This is a genomic window from Dyella sp. KRB-257 (assembly GCF_049445995.1).
Classification (GTDB): Bacteria; Pseudomonadota; Gammaproteobacteria; order Xanthomonadales; family Rhodanobacteraceae; genus Dyella_A.
On sequence record NZ_JBMSDZ010000004.1, the window covers coordinates 59,013 to 76,737 of the forward strand.

General features: G+C 69.4%; 15 protein-coding genes and 2 pseudogenes. 11 read left to right on the forward strand and 6 right to left on the reverse strand.

The window, feature by feature from the left end; translation table 11 throughout:
- Nucleotides 1-64: 64 nt before the first annotated feature.
- The 3 genes and pseudogenes from ACO2Q2_RS04160 to ACO2Q2_RS04170 form a co-directional block, all read right to left on the reverse strand.
- A pseudogene (locus tag ACO2Q2_RS04160) lies at nucleotides 65-601 on the reverse strand (YceI family protein); the annotation flags it as partial.
- Between the two features lie 19 nt (nucleotides 602-620).
- A complete protein-coding gene (locus tag ACO2Q2_RS04165) occupies nucleotides 621-1,175 on the reverse strand; it encodes a cytochrome b (RefSeq protein ID WP_423254515.1) in 555 nt (184 codons plus the stop codon).
- A complete protein-coding gene (locus tag ACO2Q2_RS04170) occupies nucleotides 1,172-1,801 on the reverse strand; it encodes a YceI family protein (protein ID WP_423254516.1) in 630 nt (209 codons plus the stop codon). The genes ACO2Q2_RS04165 and ACO2Q2_RS04170 overlap by 4 nt, the downstream gene beginning before the upstream one ends.
- A 366-nt stretch (nucleotides 1,802-2,167) precedes the next feature.
- Here ACO2Q2_RS04170 and ACO2Q2_RS04175 point away from each other — a divergent pair.
- Nucleotides 2,168-2,397 (forward strand): annotated as a pseudogene (locus ACO2Q2_RS04175) (IS5/IS1182 family transposase); the annotation flags it as partial.
- 118 nt (nucleotides 2,398-2,515) lie between these two features.
- Here ACO2Q2_RS04175 and ACO2Q2_RS04180 read toward each other — a convergent pair.
- Nucleotides 2,516-5,281, reverse strand: a complete 2,766-nt coding sequence (locus ACO2Q2_RS04180; protein WP_423254517.1) for a lamin tail domain-containing protein — start codon at nucleotides 5,279-5,281, stop codon at nucleotides 2,516-2,518.
- Between the two features lie 177 nt (nucleotides 5,282-5,458).
- A complete protein-coding gene (gene upp, locus ACO2Q2_RS04185; RefSeq protein WP_423254518.1) occupies nucleotides 5,459-6,103 on the reverse strand; it encodes a uracil phosphoribosyltransferase in 645 nt (214 codons plus the stop codon).
- Between the two features lie 170 nt (nucleotides 6,104-6,273).
- Between upp and ACO2Q2_RS04190 the strand changes: the two genes are divergently transcribed.
- On the forward strand, nucleotides 6,274-7,581 hold the full coding sequence (locus tag ACO2Q2_RS04190; RefSeq protein ID WP_423254519.1) for an MFS transporter: 1,308 nt from the start codon (nucleotides 6,274-6,276) through the stop codon (nucleotides 7,579-7,581).
- A 62-nt stretch (nucleotides 7,582-7,643) separates the two neighbouring features.
- Here ACO2Q2_RS04190 and ACO2Q2_RS04195 read toward each other — a convergent pair whose 3' ends face one another.
- The gene (locus tag ACO2Q2_RS04195) at nucleotides 7,644-9,140 is read right to left on the reverse strand and encodes an aminotransferase class III-fold pyridoxal phosphate-dependent enzyme (RefSeq protein ID WP_423254520.1); all 1,497 of its coding nucleotides are present in this window, start codon (nucleotides 9,138-9,140) and stop codon (nucleotides 7,644-7,646) included.
- Nucleotides 9,141-9,433: 293 nt separating this feature from the next.
- Here ACO2Q2_RS04195 and ACO2Q2_RS04200 point away from each other — a divergent pair, with 293 nt between their 5' ends.
- The 9 genes from ACO2Q2_RS04200 to fliN all read left to right on the forward strand — a co-directional run bounded on the left by ACO2Q2_RS04200 (nucleotide 9,434) and on the right by fliN (nucleotide 17,723).
- Nucleotides 9,434-10,348 (forward strand): ATP-binding cassette domain-containing protein, encoded by a 915-nt coding sequence (locus ACO2Q2_RS04200; protein WP_423254521.1) that lies wholly within the window; start codon nucleotides 9,434-9,436, stop codon nucleotides 10,346-10,348.
- Nucleotides 10,348-11,118: an ABC transporter permease gene (locus ACO2Q2_RS04205; RefSeq protein ID WP_423254522.1), complete on the forward strand. Its 771-nt coding sequence runs from the start codon at nucleotides 10,348-10,350 to the stop codon at nucleotides 11,116-11,118. The genes ACO2Q2_RS04200 and ACO2Q2_RS04205 overlap by 1 nt, the downstream gene beginning before the upstream one ends.
- Nucleotides 11,119-11,161: 43 nt before the next feature.
- On the forward strand, nucleotides 11,162-12,373 hold the full coding sequence (locus tag ACO2Q2_RS04210) for a sensor histidine kinase (protein ID WP_423254523.1): 1,212 nt from the start codon (nucleotides 11,162-11,164) through the stop codon (nucleotides 12,371-12,373).
- Complete coding sequence (locus ACO2Q2_RS04215; protein ID WP_423254525.1) at nucleotides 12,370-13,581, forward strand: sensor histidine kinase; 1,212 nt, start codon at nucleotides 12,370-12,372, stop codon at nucleotides 13,579-13,581. The genes ACO2Q2_RS04210 and ACO2Q2_RS04215 overlap by 4 nt, the downstream gene beginning before the upstream one ends.
- Nucleotides 13,578-14,180 (forward strand): response regulator transcription factor, encoded by a 603-nt coding sequence (locus ACO2Q2_RS04220; RefSeq protein WP_423254526.1) that lies wholly within the window; start codon nucleotides 13,578-13,580, stop codon nucleotides 14,178-14,180. Before ACO2Q2_RS04215 ends, ACO2Q2_RS04220 begins: the two co-directional genes overlap by 4 nt.
- A gap of 272 nt (nucleotides 14,181-14,452) precedes the next feature.
- Complete coding sequence (gene queA / locus ACO2Q2_RS04225; RefSeq protein ID WP_423254527.1) at nucleotides 14,453-15,484, forward strand: tRNA preQ1(34) S-adenosylmethionine ribosyltransferase-isomerase QueA; 1,032 nt, start codon at nucleotides 14,453-14,455, stop codon at nucleotides 15,482-15,484.
- 381 nt (nucleotides 15,485-15,865) lie between these two features.
- Nucleotides 15,866-16,363, forward strand: coding sequence for a flagellar basal body-associated FliL family protein (locus ACO2Q2_RS04230; protein ID WP_423254528.1), 498 nt, complete (start codon nucleotides 15,866-15,868; stop codon nucleotides 16,361-16,363).
- A 17-nt stretch (nucleotides 16,364-16,380) separates the two neighbouring features.
- A complete protein-coding gene (fliM, locus tag ACO2Q2_RS04235; RefSeq protein ID WP_423254530.1) occupies nucleotides 16,381-17,397 on the forward strand; it encodes a flagellar motor switch protein FliM in 1,017 nt (338 codons plus the stop codon).
- On the forward strand, nucleotides 17,394-17,723 hold the full coding sequence (gene fliN, locus ACO2Q2_RS04240) for a flagellar motor switch protein FliN (protein ID WP_423254531.1): 330 nt from the start codon (nucleotides 17,394-17,396) through the stop codon (nucleotides 17,721-17,723). The genes fliM and fliN overlap by 4 nt, the downstream gene beginning before the upstream one ends.
- Nucleotides 17,724-17,725 lie beyond the last annotated feature (2 nt).

The following is a 17,725-nucleotide window of genomic DNA, read 5'->3' on the forward strand; positions in this document are numbered from 1 at the left end:
CAAGGCGCTGAAGCTCCTGCTGCGCGATCCCGTCGACGGTGCCGGCATGAGCAAGGACCTGGCGGAGGTTCAGATGCGCGGCCACGATCACCTCGTCGGCGATCACCGAGGTGTCGGCGTAATCCCCGCCGCCCACGCCGAAGTCCAGCCGCTTCACCGTGCCCTTCACGTCGAGGGTGGCGTGGTTGCCGTTGGGTTCGAAGTCGACGGTGAGGCTGACCGGCCTGGTCACGCCGTGCAGGGTGAGGTTGCCGTCGGCGATCACCTTGCCGCCGTCCTGGTGGAACGCGGTGGTGACGAAGTGCGCCTTGGGAAACTTGGCGACATCGAAGAAATCGCTGCCGGGCAGGGCGCTGTCGCGGTCGCTGTCGCCGGTCCTGGCGCTGGCGAGGTCTACCGTGACGTCGAACTTCGACGCGTCGAGGTGCGCGGCGTCGTAGGCGATGGCGGCATCGAACTTCTCGAAGTGGCCGTCGAAGCCGGAGCCCTGGAAGTAGCCGTGGAAGGCGAGCGTGCTGCCGGTGGGCTGCACGGTGTAGTCGGTAGCGGCGACCAGGCCCGGCAGGGTCAGTGCGAGGGCGATCAGGGCGAGACGTTTCATGGGAAGGTTCCTTGGGTTCTCAGTCGCGCGGCCGGCCGAACGGCAGCATCCGGCGCAGCACGTTGTCGTGGTCGAACACGTGGTGCTTGAGCGCGGCGCCGACATGCGCCACCAGCACCAGCAGCAGCGCCCAGAACAAGAGCTCGTGCACCTCGTGCGCGACCTTGGCCAGCTCCTCGTTCCTGGCGGCGATGGCCGGCAGGTTGAACAGCTTGAAGTACTGCAGCGGAAAGCCGCGCAGCGAATTGAACCACCAGCCGGTGAGCGGCAGCGCCGCGATCATCAGGTACAGCACGCCGTGCACGGCGTGCGCCGCGAGCTGCTGCCAGCGCGGGCCGGGCTCGTCCCTGGGGCGGCGGTCGAACGCGCGCCAGACAAGGCGCAGCGCGAACAGCGCCAGCACGGTGAGGCCGATCGACTTGTGCCAGGCGTACACGCTGATCTTGCTCATCGACGGCGTCATGCCGGTCATCAGCAGACCCCACACGCCGTTGACCAGGATCGCCAGCGCCATGATCCAGTGGAAGAACTTGGCGACGCTGCCCCACTGGCGGTCGGTGCTGCGAAGGCTCATGGCTTGTCCTGCGAGGTGGAGGAAGCGCCGGGGGCGGCGCCGTCGTCGCGGATCGCCTCGATCTCCAGCCGCACCAGCACCTGGTCGCCGATGGAGTTGGCGAAGGCGGTGATGCCGAAGTCGCGCCGGTCCAGCGCGGCGGTGGCGGAGAAGCCGGCGACGGTGTGCAGGCCGAAGATGGTGCGGGCGAGCCGGTTGAACTGGAACGGCACGTCCACGGCCTTCGTCACGCCGCGCAGAGTGAGCTGGCCGTGGATCACGCCGTGGCTGGCGTCGGTGCGTTCCACCGAGGTGCTGGCGAAGTGCGCGTAGCGGTGGCCGGCGGCATCGAGCAGGGACGGCTTGAGCACCGCCTTGGTCCAGTCGGCGTCGCCCATGTCCAGGCTGTCGAGGTCGATGTCCAGCGCGGTGGCCGAGTTCTCCCAGTGCTCCGGATCGAAGCGCAGCCAGCCCCTGGCGATGTGGAGGCGGCCCCACGGCCGCGAGTAGCCGTCGTGGGTGATGTTGAAGAGCACCTGGCTGTGCACGGTGTCGAAGCGGTAGCTCTCGCTGCCGGCGCGGACCGGAGCGGCGGCACCGAGCGCAAGGGCGGCGAGGGCGATCCATGCGGGAAGGCGCGACGTCATGGCGAAAGTCTGGCCGAAGATCGATGTGGGTTCCAGCGCGGCGGGTGGAACAGATTGTCTCGCCGGCACCCCCCCCGGCGGCCGCTGCTGCACGGACTGAGAGCGTGTCGACAAAATAAACAAATCTGTAGAATCTGCCGTAGATCTCACGAGCGGACGGTTCTCATGGAGCAAAAGAAGCGCGGTGACGTAAAGCGCGGGCGCAAGCCGGCGTTGAACGAAGATCATGTGAAGGCCTTGCGTGCCATCGTGCGCGAGCATCCGCACTCGCCCCTGGACGAGGTGACTCGCGAACTGGCGCGACGCACCGGAACGCATGTCTGCGCGGCGACCGTGCGAACGACCCTGCGAAAAGCGGGTATCCGCAAGAAGGTCAAAGGGCGCAAGCGCCACCTCGTGGTGGACACGCTGGGCTTGCTGCTGGCGGTGACCGTCACCGCGGCCAGCGTGCAGGACGCTGGGTGGTCGAGCGTACCCATGCGTGGAACGAGCGCGCCCGCCGCCTGATGGCGCACCACGACCGTTCGTCATGGGCACCGGTGGCTTGGGTTTGGCTGGTCGAGGCGCGTATCCTTGCTACCAGACTCGCAAGCTGATTATTTTGTCAACACCCTCTGAACCCGGCGGCCCGTTCTCCGTCACGTCCGTTCTCCCCACGAAAAAGGCCACGCCCGTCGCCGGGCGTGGCCTTTGCCTTTACGGCTTGCGACAAGATCAGTGCACGCGGTGGCCGTGGCCGATCACGATCGACGGATCGAGCAGCTCCACCACGAACCCATCATGGTCGGAGGCGCCGATCGCCTTGGTCGCATCGGTGGCCGAGGCGGCATCGTCCAGCGTCTGCGCCGGCGCATCGAGGTTGCCGCGGCCGTACTGCATGCGCATGAAGCGCAGGCGCGCCGGCCAGTTCAGCAGGGCGTGGTCGAGTACCTGGAAGGTCGGTACCGAGCGGCCGGAGTTGCCCGAGCCGGCCCTGGTGTAACCCTGGATCTCGCCGAAGTTCTGCGTGAACTGGAACGAGTAGCGGTCGTTGTACGGCACCGAATCGACGGCGTTCCACAGTGCCGGATGCACGATGTTCGGGCCACCGAGCTTGAGCAGGTTCTCGCTGTCCCGGTAGCGGCCGCAGATCAGCCCGACCATGTCGACGAAGCCGTCGCTGAACTGGTACGCGTTGAAGTCGCCCACCACCATCAGCGGGGTCAGCGGCGAGGCCTGCTGCAGCGCCTGCACCTGGCGGGCGATCGACCTGGCCTGCTCGAAGCGCTTGGCGCGGTCGCGGTCGGCGGAGCTGCCGGTCTTGTCCACGTTCTGGCGCGCCTTGGTGTGCACCGCGATCACCTGGAACCGCATCAGGCCGGCCTGGGCGGTCAGCAGCAGCGGCGGGTGGTCGTGGATGTACGCGGTCTGGCCGTTGTCGTCCCAGGTTTCGTCGGCTGCCAGCTGGCGTACCGACAGCACCTTCACCCGATCGGTGCGCACCAGGAAGCCGACGTCGATGCCGCTGGGGTCGTGGCCTTCCATCAGGTAGGCGTCGTAGCTGGCGTGGTAGTCGTCGCCGAGCTGCTTGGCCAGGCCCTGAAGCAGGGCAAGGTTCTTCACTTCCTCCAGCGAGACCACGTCGGGCAGGCGCAGCACCGAGCCGATGTACGCGGCGAGCCGCTGCGTCTTGAGTTGCACCTCGGCGGCGGTCGGCTCCGTGCTGCCGCCGCTGCAGGTATAGGTGGTGTCGAACGTGGTGTCGCAGAAGCGCTCGGTGTTGAGCGCGCCCACGCTCAAGGCCACCGGCGGCGCCTTGTCCACCGCGCGTGGCAGCTCCACCGCATGCTTCAGCTTGAACTTCGTCGGGATCAGCGTGTACGCGCCGAAGTCGTAGGAGATCACGCCCTCGGCCTCGAACGTCGAGCCGGCATTGAACGGGGTATTCAGCGGCACCGCGCCGAAATCGGCGGTGTTCATCTTGAACACCTCGGGGTTGCCGTCCCAGTTGGGCAGGCTCACGCTGTCGGGCACCGGCACGCCGTAGACCACGCCCGGCTCGCGCAGCGAGCGCAGGCCGCTGGCGGTGATGCTGACTTCCGCGAACGGCTCGCCGCTGAAGCGCTTGTTGCCGGTGTTGATCATGCCGTGGGACACCTTCACCCGCATGCTGATGAAGCACTGGAAGTTGGTGGCGCCGCACGAGAGGTGCTGCGGGTCGGAGGAGGGCGTGCTGGCGTCGAACCTGACCGCTTTCGGCAGTTCCGCGTCGTGCGAGACGACGTTGACCACCGGGTTCTTCAGTTCGGTCAGGTGGTAGTAGTTGTCCACCACCGCATCCACGTCCACCACGTCACCGATGGCGACGGTGGGCGCGCTGCCGGTGAACACGTAGACGCCGTTGGAGGTCAGCGGATCGGCGTCGGCGCGGCGGTCCGGCGTCTGCATGGTGAAGCCGGCCGGACCCACCGCGGTGACGATGTTGCCGTGGGTGAGCACGGTCTTGCCCAGCAGCGGCGAGGTCTGCTCGCGGCCCTGGATCTGCCAGATCTCGGCGTCGACCGGAATGTCGTACAGGATCGCGCCGATCGCGCTGTCGCGCGCCAGCGTGTAGCCGCCCGAGGGGTTGCTCAGGGTCACGTGGAAGGCGCGGTCGGTCTTGCCGACGGTGCTGCCGTGCACGGTGACGTTGAAGCTGGTGCTGCTCTGGCCCGGGGCGACGGTGAGGTCGGTGTCGAGCGCGTCGTAGTCGCCGGCGCTGGCCGAGGCGGTGTCGTCGGCGGTGGCCACGTGCACCGTGATGCCGCTGCCGGCCGGTGCCGGCTGGGACAGCGTGACGGTGAACGGCATCGCCACGTCGGTCGCGCCGCGCACGGTGGCGCTGGCATCGGCGATCGACACGCTGGCCCCCATCGCCACGCACGGGCTGGCGCTGTTGCTGGGGGCGCTGGGGCTGAGCAGCACGAAGTCGGCGCTGTTGTCGCCGCTGTCGTCGGGCAGCCCGGCGGCGTTCGTGCTGCGCACGTAGGACTGGTCGGCGTTGCTGCTGCCCAGCGAGGCCAGCGGCGTGCCTTCCTGGTAGGCCGAGCCGGAGCTCAGGCCGACCTGGTCGACGATCGTGCCGGCGCTGTCGAGGATCGCCAGGCCGCCGGTATCGGTGATGCCGGTGCTGTAGGTGAGGTCGCCCGCCACGCTGCCGGAGTAGCCGCCGCTGGACTTGTTGGTCAGCAGCAGGTGGCAGCCCGGCGCGATGCTGGTGCCGGCCGGCAGCGTCAGTCGCGTGCCGGTGGTGCCGCTGGCGTTGGAGCCGTTGAGCCGGTAGCCCGATATGTCCAGCGTGGTGGAGCCGGCGTTGATCAGCTCGACGAATTCGTCGTTGCCGCCGGCCGGCCCGCGGACGCGGAACTGGTTGATTTCAAGGTCGCTGGCGTAGGCCGAAAACGACAATGCCACGCCGGTCAGCGTCGCCAGCACGGCGCGCCGCATGTTGATTCTCTGCATGAAAAGTCACTCCCCTCTGGCGGGATCCCTGCTGGATCCGTGGCACGCCGCACGCTAGCAAGCTTTTGCGACAGTTCTGCGAACGCTCCCCCCGGAGCTGCTCTGTCGGCGATGTCGACCCGTGTCGACATCGCATTACTTTGCGTGATGTCGGGGTGGGATGAAACCCCCGTGCGCTCAGCCCGCGCCGGGCAGTTGCTTGGTGCCGAAGATCTTGTCGCCGGCATCGCCGAGGCCGGGCAGGATGTAGCCGTGCTCGTTGAGCCGCTGGTCGATCGCGGCGGTGTAGATATCCACATCCGGATGCGCCGCCTCGATGCGCTTGAGCCCCTCCGGCGCGGCGACCAGGAACAGCCCCTTGATGCGCCGGCAACCGGCCGCCTTGAGCATGTCCACGGTGGCCAGCAGGGTGCCGGCGGTGGCCAGCATCGGATCGACGATCAGCGCGATGCGCTCGTCCATGCGGCCGGTGAGCTTCTCGTAGTAGGTCACCGGCTTGAGCGTCTCCTCGTCGCGCTGCAGGCCGACCACGCTGACCTTGGCGGCCGGGATCAGGTCGAGCACGCCGGGCAGCATGCCCAGGCCGGCACGCAGGATCGGCACGATGGTGATCTTCTTGCCCTTGATCTGCTGCACGGTGAGCGGGCCGGCCCAGCCGTCGATCGCCTGCTCGATCGTCTCCAGGTCCTTGGTTGCCTCGTAGGTCAGCAGCGCGGCGACTTCCGAGGCCAGCTCGCGGAAATCCTTGGTGCTGATGCCGGCGCGGCGCATCAGGCCGAGCTTGTGCTGGATGAGCGGGTGGCGGACTTCGACGATCGGCATGCGCTGGCGGCCTGGCGGGGAGCGACGCGTGTCGCGGTGGCCGCCAAGCTTATCGGCCCGGGGCCGGTAAGCGCACCCGTGGCGTGCCGGTCGACCCGCGTTGCCAGCGGCCGGTGCATCGCCGATGCTTGCCCGGTACCGGCCGCCGTGCGGTCGAAGGGGGGGAGTACATGACCAAGGATGCGGCGCACGCCGTGGACGCCCGCCCGCTGCGCAGGCGCCAGGTCGCGGCGGTGGCGGTGGGCAACGCCATCGAGTTCTACGACTTCGTCACCTACGCGTTCTTCGCCACGCAGATCGGCCGCACGTTCTTCCCATCCGACGAACCGGGCGCCAGCCTGCTGGCCTCGCTGGCCACTTTCGGCGCCGGCTTCCTGACCCGGCCGCTGGGCGCGTGGGTGATCGGCCGCATGGGCGACCGGCGCGGGCGCAAGCCGGCGATGCTGCTGTCCTTCGGCCTGATCGGCGTGGCGGTGATCGGCCTGCCGCTGGTGCCGTCGTACGCGGCCATCGGCGTGGCGGCGCCGGTGCTGGTGGTGCTGTTCCGGCTGCTGCAGGGCTTCGCGCTGGGCGGCGAGGTGGGGCCGAGCACGGCGTTCCTGATGGAAGCCGCGCCGCCGCATCGCCGCGGCCTGTACATCTCGCTGCAGGCGATGAGCGCGGATGCGGCGGTGCTGGCCGCCGGGCTGGTCGGGGTGGCGCTGGCGCATGCGTTGACGCCGGCCCAGCTCGACGTCTGGGGCTGGCGCGTGGCGCTGGGCCTGGGCGCGGTGATCGTGCCGTTCGGGCTGGTGCTGCGCCGCACCCTGGTGGAGACCTTCGAGCCGCGCCGGCCTCCGCAACCAGCGGCTGGGTCGGGCTACCTGCGGGTGGGCCTGCTCGGCCTGGCGATGCTGGCCGCGGCGACCACCAGCAACTACGTGCTCGAATACATGACCACCTACGCCAATGCCACGCTGGGTCTGCCCGAACGCGTGGCGCTGGGCGCCACCGCGCTGATCGGCCTGTGCGGGCTGGTGTGCGATCCGCTGAGCGGCTGGCTGTCCGACCGCCTCGGCCGCAAGCCGGTGATGCTGGTACCGTGGCTGGCGCTGCTGCTGGCGATCCTGCCCGCGTTCTGGCTGCTCGACCGTGAGCGCAGCGGCGCGGTGCTGTACGGAGCGACCATCGTGCTGACGGTGGCCTCCACGCTGTCCACCGGCACCGTGCTGGTGGCGGTGACCGAGTCGCTGCCGGCGCACGTGCGCTCCGGCGCGCTGGCGATGGTCTACGCGCTGGCCATCTCGGTGTTCGGCGGCTCCACCCAGTTCGCGGTGGCGTGGCTCACGCGGCTTAGCGGCAATGCGCTGGCGCCGGCGTGGTACATGATCGGCAGCGTGCTGGTGGGCCTGCTGGCGGTGTCGTTCCTGCCCGAGTCGGCGCCGGTGCGGCTGCGGCGCCGGTTGGCCGATCCGGCGCCGCTGCCGATTCCCGAATAGACGAAGGGCGCGCCGGTGAGGACGCGCCCTTCGTGTTGCGGCTTGCCGAGCAGCCCGGTGGTTTACGCGGCCTCGGCCTGCGCGCGCCTGGGACCGTGCAGCAGCGCGCTCTTCACGTGGGCCACGATCAGGTCGACCTCGGCGCTGGTCACGTTGAAGTGCGGGGTGAAGCGCAGCGAGTTGACGCCGCCGTGGATCACGCCGATGCCGCGCTCGCGCATGTACTCCTCGGTGGAGCCGGCGCCGTAGCACTTGTACTGCGGGGCCAGTTCGCAGGAGAACAGCAGGCCGGTGCCCTGCACCTTGGTGATCAGGCCGCCGAGCTCGTCCTTCAGCGCGTTGAGCTTGGTCACGAATTCCCTGCCGCGCTCGCGGATGTTCTCGCGCACCGCATCGGTGAGCAGTTCCATCGTGGCGCAGGCCACGTCCAGCGCGCGCGGGTTGGCGGTCATGGTGTTGCCGTAGATGCCCTTGCGGTACAGCGCGGCGGTGCGCTCGTTCACGGCGAGCACCGACATCGGGTACTGGCCGGCGTTGAGCGCCTTGGAGTAGGTCTCCATGTCCGGCGCTTCGAGCTTCTCGAAGCCGGGGTAGTCGACGATCGACAGCACGCCGTGGGCGCGCAGGCCGGCCTGGATCGAGTCCACCAGCAGCAGCGTGCCGTGCGCCTTGGTCAGCTCGCGCGCGGCGGCGTAGAACTCCGGCGTCACCGCGCGACCGGGGTCGCCTTCGCCCATCACCGGCTCCAGGAACATCGCCTCGATGTGCCAGCCCTGCCGGTCGGCTTCGTCGAAGGCGGCCTTGAGCTGTTCGACGTCGTACGGGGCGACGGTGATCAGGCTGTCCTCGTGGCGGTAGCTGGCCAGGTACTGGCTGTAGGTCTTGCGCGACGAATCCGAGTACAGCGCCGGCTTGTCGGTGCGGCCGTGGAAGGCACCCTTGACCGCCAGGCGCTTGATCGCGCGGCCCTCGTGACGGCCGCCGGCGTCGGTCATCGCCCTGGCGTTGACGTCGGCGATGCGGCAGGCCAGGCCCACGGCCTCGGAGCCGGAGTTCAGGCACAGGAAGCGGGCGAACGGGAAGCCGCCGCGGCGATGGCCGATCTCGCGGCGCAGCGCCTCGTTCATGCGCAGCTGGGCGACGCTCGGCGTCATCACGTTGGCCATCACCTGCGGACGGGCCAGCGCTTCGAGGATCGCCGGCTCGTTGTGGCCGAAGCCCAGCATGCCGTAGCCGCCGTTGTCGTGGACCACCGCGCCCTTCAGCGTCACCACCCACGGGCCGCGCGCGGCAGCCGGCAGGTAGGGGTTGATCGCGTCGTCCGGGTAAAAGTTGACGTAGCCGGCCTGCGCGCGATCGAGCTGTTCGCTCTCGTCGAGCTTCAGGAAGTCGGCCAGCTCCGCGCGCAGCTCGCGATGGCGCGCCACCGCCTCGGCCACCGCCTGCCCGAGCATCGGATCGATCGCCGCCATGCGCTCGATGCTGGCGTCGTCCAGGCCGGTGGTCCGCGGCTGGCCGCCGAATTCGCGCAGTTCGCGCAGCTGTTCAATGACGTGCATAACGCTCCTCCTCAACCTCCGTCGGCGCCTCGCTCCCAACGCAAAGCAGGCCGGCGGATTGGTGATATGGGCGGGAACGCCGCACCGCACCCGGAGCGCTTTCCCGCAGGCCCTTCGGGCCGTCTGATGCACCGCCGCACAAGGGCCGGCGGGCTTCACGCATCCGTCGAGGATACCGCGCGGGCGGGTTTCCCGGTACCCCGCATGACGCCTGTCAGGCGCGATACGTGATGCCCGCGAGTGGCCGCAAACCCTTGTGCCGCTTACGGTTGCGCCATGCCGAGGAGACCTGCATGAATACCCTGGACACCCCCGTCGCCGCGCTTGCCGGCGTCACCCTGCGCTACGGCGCGGTTACCGCACTGGACCGGCTCGACCTGGCCGTGCGTCCCGGCGAACTGCTGGCCCTGCTCGGCCCCAACGGTGCCGGCAAGAGCACCAGCGTGGCCACCCTGCTCGGCCTGGTGCGGCCGCAGGCCGGCCAGGCCACGCTGTTCGGTGCCGACCCGCAGCGGGTCGAGGCGCGCCGGCGCATCGGGGTGATGCTGCAGTCGGCAGTGTTGCCGGCCACGCTCACCGTGGCCGAGCTGCTGCGCCTGACCGCCAGCTACTATCCCGATCCGCGGCCGCTGGACGAAAGCGCTGCCCTGGCGGGCCTGGCCGACCTGCTGAAGCGGCCCTACGGCAAGCTTTCCGGCGGGCAGCAGCGCCGGGTGCAGTTTGCCCTGGCGCTGTGCGGTCGACCCGAGCTGCTGTTTCTGGACGAGCCCACCGTCGGCATGGATATCGACGCGCGCGAACGGCTATGGGCCACGATGCGCACGGTGGTGGCGCAGGGATGCGCCGTGGTGCTCACCACGCACTACCTGGAAGAGGCCGAGGCGCTGGCCCAGCGCGTGGTGGTGATCGACCGCGGCCGCGTGCTTACCGAGGGCAGCGTCGACGACCTGCGTGCCCGTGTGGCGCTTACCCGCATCCGTTGCATCAGCGATCTGGACGAGACGGCCATCGCCCGCTGGAACGGCGTGGCCGGGGCGTCCCGCGAAGGCGATCGACTGATCGTCACCACTGCTGCCGCCGAGCCGGTGCTGCGCCGCCTGCTCGACGCCGACAGCGCGCTGTCCGAACTCGAGGTGCGCCGCGCCGGCCTGGCCGAGGCGTTCAGCGCACTCACCCGCACCGACACCGTCACCCAGGAAGCTGCCTGATGAACACCGTTGCCGCCGCTTTGCCGATGCCGCCGCGCCGCGTGCTCGGCGCCTACCTCGCCGAGATCCGCAGCGAATGCCTGCGTTACCTGCGGGCGCCCTCGTTCATCCTGCCGGTGACGCTGTTCTCCACCGTGTTCTACCTGATGTTCGGCGCGCTGCTGAACCATCCCGGCTCCGACGCCTCGCGCTACCTGCTGGCCAGCTACACCACGTTCGGGGTGATCGGGCCGGGCCTGTTCGGCTTTGGCGTGTCGCTGGCGATCGAACGCGATGGCGGCCTGCTGACCCTCAAGCGTGCGCTGCCGATGCCGCCCGGTGCCTACCTCTTGGGCAAGATGGTGATGGCCATGATCGTGGCCGGCCTGGTGGTGGTGCTGCTGCTCACGCTCGGACTCACGCTGGGAGGCGTGAGCCTGACCCCGCTGCGCATTCTCGCTATGCTGGCCGCCGGCGCGTTCGGCGTGCTGCCGTTCTGCGCGCTGGGCATGTTCGTCGGCACGCTGATCAAGGGGCAGGGCGCGCCGGGCCTGCTCAACCTGGTCTATCTGCCGATGGCGTTCCTGTCGGGCCTGTGGCTGCCGCTGTCGATGCTGCCGAAGTTCCTGCAGTCGCTGGCGCCGCTGTGGCCCAGCTACCACCTCAACCAGCTCACCCTGGCGGCGGTCGGCCTGGGTTCCGGTCCGCTGCTCGGCCACGTGCTGGCCCTGGCGGCGTTCGCGGTGGTGTTCCTCGCGTTGGCGACGCGGCGGCTGCGGCGGTTAGGCTGATGGCTGGCCCAGGTCGGTCGGACGGAACGGTCGGGATTCGTGCATGAGCTTTCTGAGCTGTCCCCGTTGGATGCAGCCGGCGCCGGACTCGGTCGTAGCCGAGAACATCCGTCGCGACAAGGTGCCGTACAGCGACGCGATCCACCTGCTGTGGTCGGCCTGGATCTTCGTGACGCCGCTGTTCGGCGGCGGTTACACGCTGACCTGGTTGTACTTCACCGTGGTCTCGTACCCGGTGTTCCTTGTGCTGTACACGATGACCCTGCTGTCGCCGCGGCGCACCGCCTACCGCTATCCGCTGGGCATGGCGGCGCTGTGCCTGGTGATGCTGGCGCGCTATCCCAGCGGGATCAGCTACTTCGTCTATGCCTGCGTGATGCTGCGCCCGTGCAACATGCGCTTCAGCCTCTCGCTGCTTTGCCTGCTCGGTCTCAACCTGGCCTTCGTGGCGGCGGTGTGGCTGGTCGGCTACCCGTGGCAGATGATGGTCTACATCCCGGCGACCACGCTGATCATCAGCGTCATCGTCAACGTGGAGCACCTGGCGCAGGAGAAGGATGCCGCGCTGAAGCTCTCCCATGACGAGGTGCGCCGCCTCGCCGCCACTGCCGAGCGCGAGCGGATCGGCCGCGACCTGCATGACCTGCTCGGTCACACGCTGTCGCTGATCACGCTGAAGCTGGAGCTGTCGCGCAAGCTGTTCGACCGCGATGGCGAGGCGGCCCGGCGCGAGATGAGCGAGGCCGAAAGCGTGGCGCGCCATGCGCTGGCCGAGGTGCGCGCGGCGGTCACCGGCATTCGTGCCACCGACCTGGCCGCGGAGCTTGCCTCGGCGCGCCTGCTGCTGGGCGCCTCGGGCGTGCATCTGGATTACCGGCTGCCGGCGCTGCAGTTGCCCGAGCACATCGAGCGCGGCCTGGCGCTGGTGATCCGCGAGGCGTCCACCAACATCGTGCGCCACGCCCGCGCCACCGAGGCGAAGATCGCCTTGTCGGCCGAGGGCGCCGAGGTGCTGCTGCAGGTCGGCGACAACGGTCGCGGCGGCCTGCTGCTCGAAGGCAACGGCCTGGCCGGCATGCGCGAGCGCGTGGACGGCATCGGCGGCGTGCTGCGGATCGAGTCGCCGGCCGGGCGCGGCACCTGCCTGCGCGTGCGCGTGCCGGTGCCATCGGCCATGCCGGTGGCGCACGCGGCGCTGCGCGAGGGCATGCGTGCGGACGCGCCGCGCGACGATGCCGACCGGAGCGCCGCGTGAGCGGCACCGATTGCCGGCCGGGCCGCCTGGAGGCGCGCTTCCACGCGCTGTTCCGGCCGCATCCGGAATCGCTGCTCGGCCAGCTGCGCTCGCCCACCTACCTGCGCTGGCAGGCCGGCCTGCAGTGGTTCTCGTTCATCGCGGTGATCATGCTGCCGCTGCAGAAAGGCTTCAGCTGGCACTGGATGGGGCCGACCCTGCTCTCGCTGGTGCTCTACCTGTTTTTCTACATCCGCATGTACATCATGCCGGTGCGGCAGATGGTGGCGAACGCCGCCGGGCTGATCGCCATCGGCCTGCTGCTGTGGCCGCTCAACAGCGCTGCGTACATCTTCCTGATGATCGCCAGCATCAACCTGGCGCTGCATCCGTCCTGGCGGGTCTGGCTGCGCACCGTGGCGGTGGCGTCGTTGCTTGCCGTGCCGGTGGTGCTGCTGATCCACGCGCCGAAAAACCTGCTGCTCGTGGTGCCGCTGGCCTCGCTGTTCGGCGGCTTCAGCAACCTCATCTACATGCGCGGCGTGCGTCGCGACGCCGAGCTGCGGCTGTCGCAGGAGGAAGTGCGCCGGCTCGCCACGCTGGCCGAGCGCGAGCGCATCGGCCGCGACCTGCACGACCTGCTCGGCCACACGCTGTCGCTGGTGGCGCTCAAGTCCGAGCTGGCGCGCAAGCTGGCCCTGCGCGATCCGGGCCTGGCCCAGCGCGAAATGGAAGAGGTGGAGCGCGTGGCGCGTCATGCGCTGGCCGAGGTGCGCGCCGCGGTCACCGGCATGCGCCGCAGCGACCTGGCCGCCGAACTGCTCTCGGCGCGGCTGATGCTGGAGGCCTCCGGCATCGTGTTCGCCTGCGACGGCTGCGAGTCGCTGGACCTGCCGCACGCCATCGAGGCGCCGCTGGCGCTGGTGCTGCGCGAGGCGGTCACCAATATCCACCGGCATGCGCGCGCCACCGAGGCGCGCATCGACATTTCCAGCGAGCAGGGCGAACTCAGGATGCGGATCAGCGACAACGGATGCGGCGGACTGGCCGCGCACGGCAACGGCGTCAGCGGCATGCGCGAACGCGTGCGTGCGCTGGGCGGCACGCTCGCCATCGATTCGCCGCCGCGCAAGGGCACCACGATCACCATCGCCGTGCCGGTGGCTGCGCCCATGCCGGCGGCGGTCGGTCGTGACGCGCGCCCGCAACCGATCGGGAGCGCCGCATGATCCGCGTGCTGCTGGCCGAGGACCAGGCGATGGTGCGCGGCGCGCTCTCGGCGCTGCTCAACCTGGAGAGCGACATCGAGGTGCTGGGCAGCGCGGCCGACGGCGAGGCGGCCTGGCGCGAGATCCAGCGCCTGAAGCCCGACGTGCTGGTCACCGACATCGAGATGCCCGGCCTCACCGGGCTGGAGCTGGCCCAGCGCATCCAGCGGCAGGCGCTGCCGATCAAGGTGATCATCGTCACCACCTTCGCGCGTCCCGGCTTTCTGCGCCGTGCGCTGGAGGCGGGCGTCTCCGGCTACCTGCTCAAGGATGCGCCGGCGGAGAACCTGGCCGAGGCGCTGCGCATGGTCCATCGCGGCGGCCGCTCGATCGATCCGCAGCTGGCGCTGGATGCGTGGTCCGAGGCCGATCCGCTCAACGACCGCGAACGCCAGGTGCTGCGCCTGGCCGGCGAAGGGCAGAGCGCCAGCGACATCGCCACCCAGCTCAACCTGTCGCACGGCACGGTGCGCAACTACCTGTCCGAGGCGATCGGCAAGCTCGGCGTGGCCAACCGCATCGAGGCGTATCGGCTGGCCCGGCAGAAAGGCTGGCTCTAACCGCATCCTGTAATCGCCTCGTGTAACCGCCTCGTGTAACCGCCTCGTGTAACCGCCTCGTGTAGGAGCGCACCCTGTGCGCGAAGGCTTTTGCTCCTGATCGGCATCAAAGCAAAAGCATTCGCGCACAGGGTGCGCTCCTACAGGTCTGCGGCGAATCGAGGCTGGGCCATGCCCCCATTCCCCGCGACGTGCGTCCCTCGTGTCCCGCACGGCGTGCTGCGGGATAATGCGCGCCTGCCCGTAGCCGCGGGCGCTTGCCGGGCCCGCCCTTGAAGAAGACCGACTTCGACTTCGACCTCCCCAATGAGCTGATCGCCCAGGTGCCGCTGCCGGAGCGTTCGGCCAGCCGGCTGCTGCATCTGGACGCGACCGCGTGCACGCTCGACGACCGCATGTTCCGCGAGCTGCCGGACTTCCTGCGCCCGGGCGACCTGCTGGTGTTCAACGACACCCGCGTGCTGCCGGCGCGGCTGTACGGGCGCAAGGACACCGGCGGCGCGGTGGAGATCCTGATCGAGCGCGTCACCGGCGCGCACGAGGCGGTGGTGCAGCTGGGCGTGAGCAAGAAGCCGAAGGAAGGCGGGCGGATCGAGCTGGCCGACGGCAGCCACGCGGTGGTGCTGGGGCGTGAGGACGCGTTCTTCCGCCTGCGCTTCGAGTCGCACGAGCCGCTGGAAAAGCTGCTGCACAAGCTGGGCGAGATGCCGCTGCCGCCGTACATCGAGCGCGGCAGCGAGGCCAGCGACCTGGAGCGCTACCAGACCGTCTACGCGCGCGAACCCGGCGCGGTGGCCGCGCCCACCGCCGGCCTGCACTTCGACGAGCCGCTGCTCGAGCGCCTGCGCGCGATGGGCGTGCAGTTCGGCTACGTCACGTTGCACGTGGGCGCCGGCACCTTCCAGCCGGTGCGCGCGGACAACATCGCCGACCACCACATGCACCGCGAGTGGCTCAACGTCGGTGCGCACCTGGTGGAGCAGATCCGCCACACCCGCGCCGCCGGCGGCCGGGTGATCGCGGTGGGCACCACCGTGGTGCGCGCGCTGGAGAGCGCCACCGTGGACGGCGTGCTGCGCCCGTTTGCCGGCGAGACGCAGATCTTCATCTTCCCCGGCTACCGCTTCACCAGCATCGACGGCCTGGTGACCAACTTCCACTTGCCGCAGTCGACGCTGCTGATGCTGGTATCGGCGCTGGCCGGGCGCGAGTTCATGCTCGACGCCTACCGCCACGCGATCGCCCGGCGCTACCGGTTCTTCTCCTACGGCGACGCCATGCTGATCCTGCCGCCGGCGTCCTGATCGGCCCAGCGCCCGTAGGAGCGCACCCTGTGCGCGAATGCTTTTGGCTTTGATGCCGATCAGGAGCAAAAGCATTCGCGCACAGGGTGCGCTCCTACAGCGGCTCGCACCTCATGACGAGAGCGGGGGCCCCGACTCCCTGCGCGATCAACACCCCGCCACCCGCTCCGGTGGTCCGCACGACTGCCCGTCGCCGGGTTCCTGCCCCTGCCGCGAAATCGACGCGCGGCGCTTCCGCCACGCGTCAAGAAACTGCCGCCACCGCCGTCGGGCCGCGTCCGCGCAGGCTTTGCCGGTCGTGGCATGGCGCTTGCTATCGACCCATCAGTCCACTCCGCAATGGCGGGGGCGGTTCACGCCTGCACACTGATCGAGGGTTCCATGGAAAACGCCGAAGAACAGGATCCGATTGCCGTCGCCCCGCCCAGGCCCAAGCGCGGCCGGCTGATCGCGATCATCGCCGTGATCGTGCTGCTGGGCGGCGGCGCCGGGCTCTACGCCATGCTGGGCTCGCGCCACGCGGCGGGCGGCAAGGCCGCCGTGGCCGCGCCGGAGCACCGGCCCGAGCTCTACCTGCCGCTCGATCCGGCCTTCGTGGTGAATTTCCGCGACGACCAGGCGGTGCGCTACCTGCAGGTGGGCGTGAGCCTGATGAGCCACGAGCAGGGCGCGCTGGACGCCGCCAGGGAGGCGCAGCCGGTGATCCGCAACGAGCTGCTGATGCTGTTCAGCGGACAGAACTACGAAAACCTGATCGACGCCGCCGGCAAGCAGAAGCTGCAGGCGCAGGCGCTGGCCGCGGTGCAGAAGATCATCGCCGCGCGCACCGGCAAGCCCGGCATCGACGCGCTGTATTTCACCAGCTTCGTGATGCAGTGATCTGAAGGAGAACGGCGATGAGCGACCTGCTTTCCCAGGACGAGATCGACGCGCTGCTGGACGGCGTCGAGGGCGGCGCGGTCGAGACCGGCGGCGACGAGCCGCTCGATCCCGATGCCGTCGTCCAGTACGACTTCACCCAGCAGGACCGCATCGTGCGCGGCCGCCTGCCGACGCTGGAGATGGTCAACGACCGCTTCGCGCGTTACTTCCGCACCGGCGTATTCAGCGTGCTGCGCAAGACCTGCGAGGTCTCGGTGCTGGGCGTGCGCATGGTCAAGTTCGCCGAGTACGTGCATGGTCTGGCGGTGCCCAGCAACCTCAACCTGGTACGCATCAAGCCGCTGCGCGGCACCGCGCTGGTGGTGCTGGAGCCGCGGCTGGTGTTCACCGTGATCGACAACTTCTTCGGCGGCGACGGCCGTTATCACGCGCGCATCGAGGGCCGCGACTTCACCGCCACCGAGAACCGGGTGATCCAGATCATGCTGGTGGAGCTGTTCGCCGCCATGGTCGAGGCGTGGGCGCCGGTGCTGCCGCTGGAGTTCGAGTACCTCAACTCCGAGATCAACCCGCAGTTCGCCAACATCGTCAGCCCCACCGAGACGGTGGTGGTGTCGCGCTTCCACGTGGAGCTGGACGGCGGTGGCGGCGAGATCCACCTGACCCTGCCGTACGCCATGGTCGAGCCGATCCGCAGCCTGCTCGACGCCGGCGTGCAGAGCGACCGCGTGGATCGCGACGACCGCTGGAGCGAAACCCTGCACGAGGAAATCCTCGACGCCGAGGTGGGCCTGAGCACGCTGCTGCTGGAAGCCGAGATCAGCATCGGCGACTTCCTGCAACTGCGTCCCGGCGACGTGATCCCGGTGCAACTGCCCGAGTTCGCCACCGTGTTCGCCGAGGACGTACCGATCTTCCGCGGCCGCTACGGCCAGGCCAACGGCCACAAGGCCGTGCGATTCCAAGCCCAGGCGGGTCGCCGCGAGGTGCGCCTGCACAGCGATTTTTCCATGGAGCAGATCCCGTCATGAGCAGCACATCCGAAGCCGCGCAGGCCGCCGCCGAGCGCGCCCCGCAGGACAACCTCGACGGCCAGGACGTCAACCTGGACATGATCCTCGACGTGCCGGTCACGCTGGCGATGGAGGTCGGCCGCACCCGCATCAGCATCCGCAACCTGCTGCAGCTCAACCAGGGCTCGGTGGTGGAGCTGGACCGCGCCGCCGGCGAACCGCTGGACGTGTTCGTCAACGGCACGCTGGTCGCCCACGGCGAGGTGGTGGTGATCAACGAGAAGTTCGGCATCCGCCTGACCGACGTGATCAGCCCCGCCGAGCGCGTGCGCAAGCTGCGCTGAGC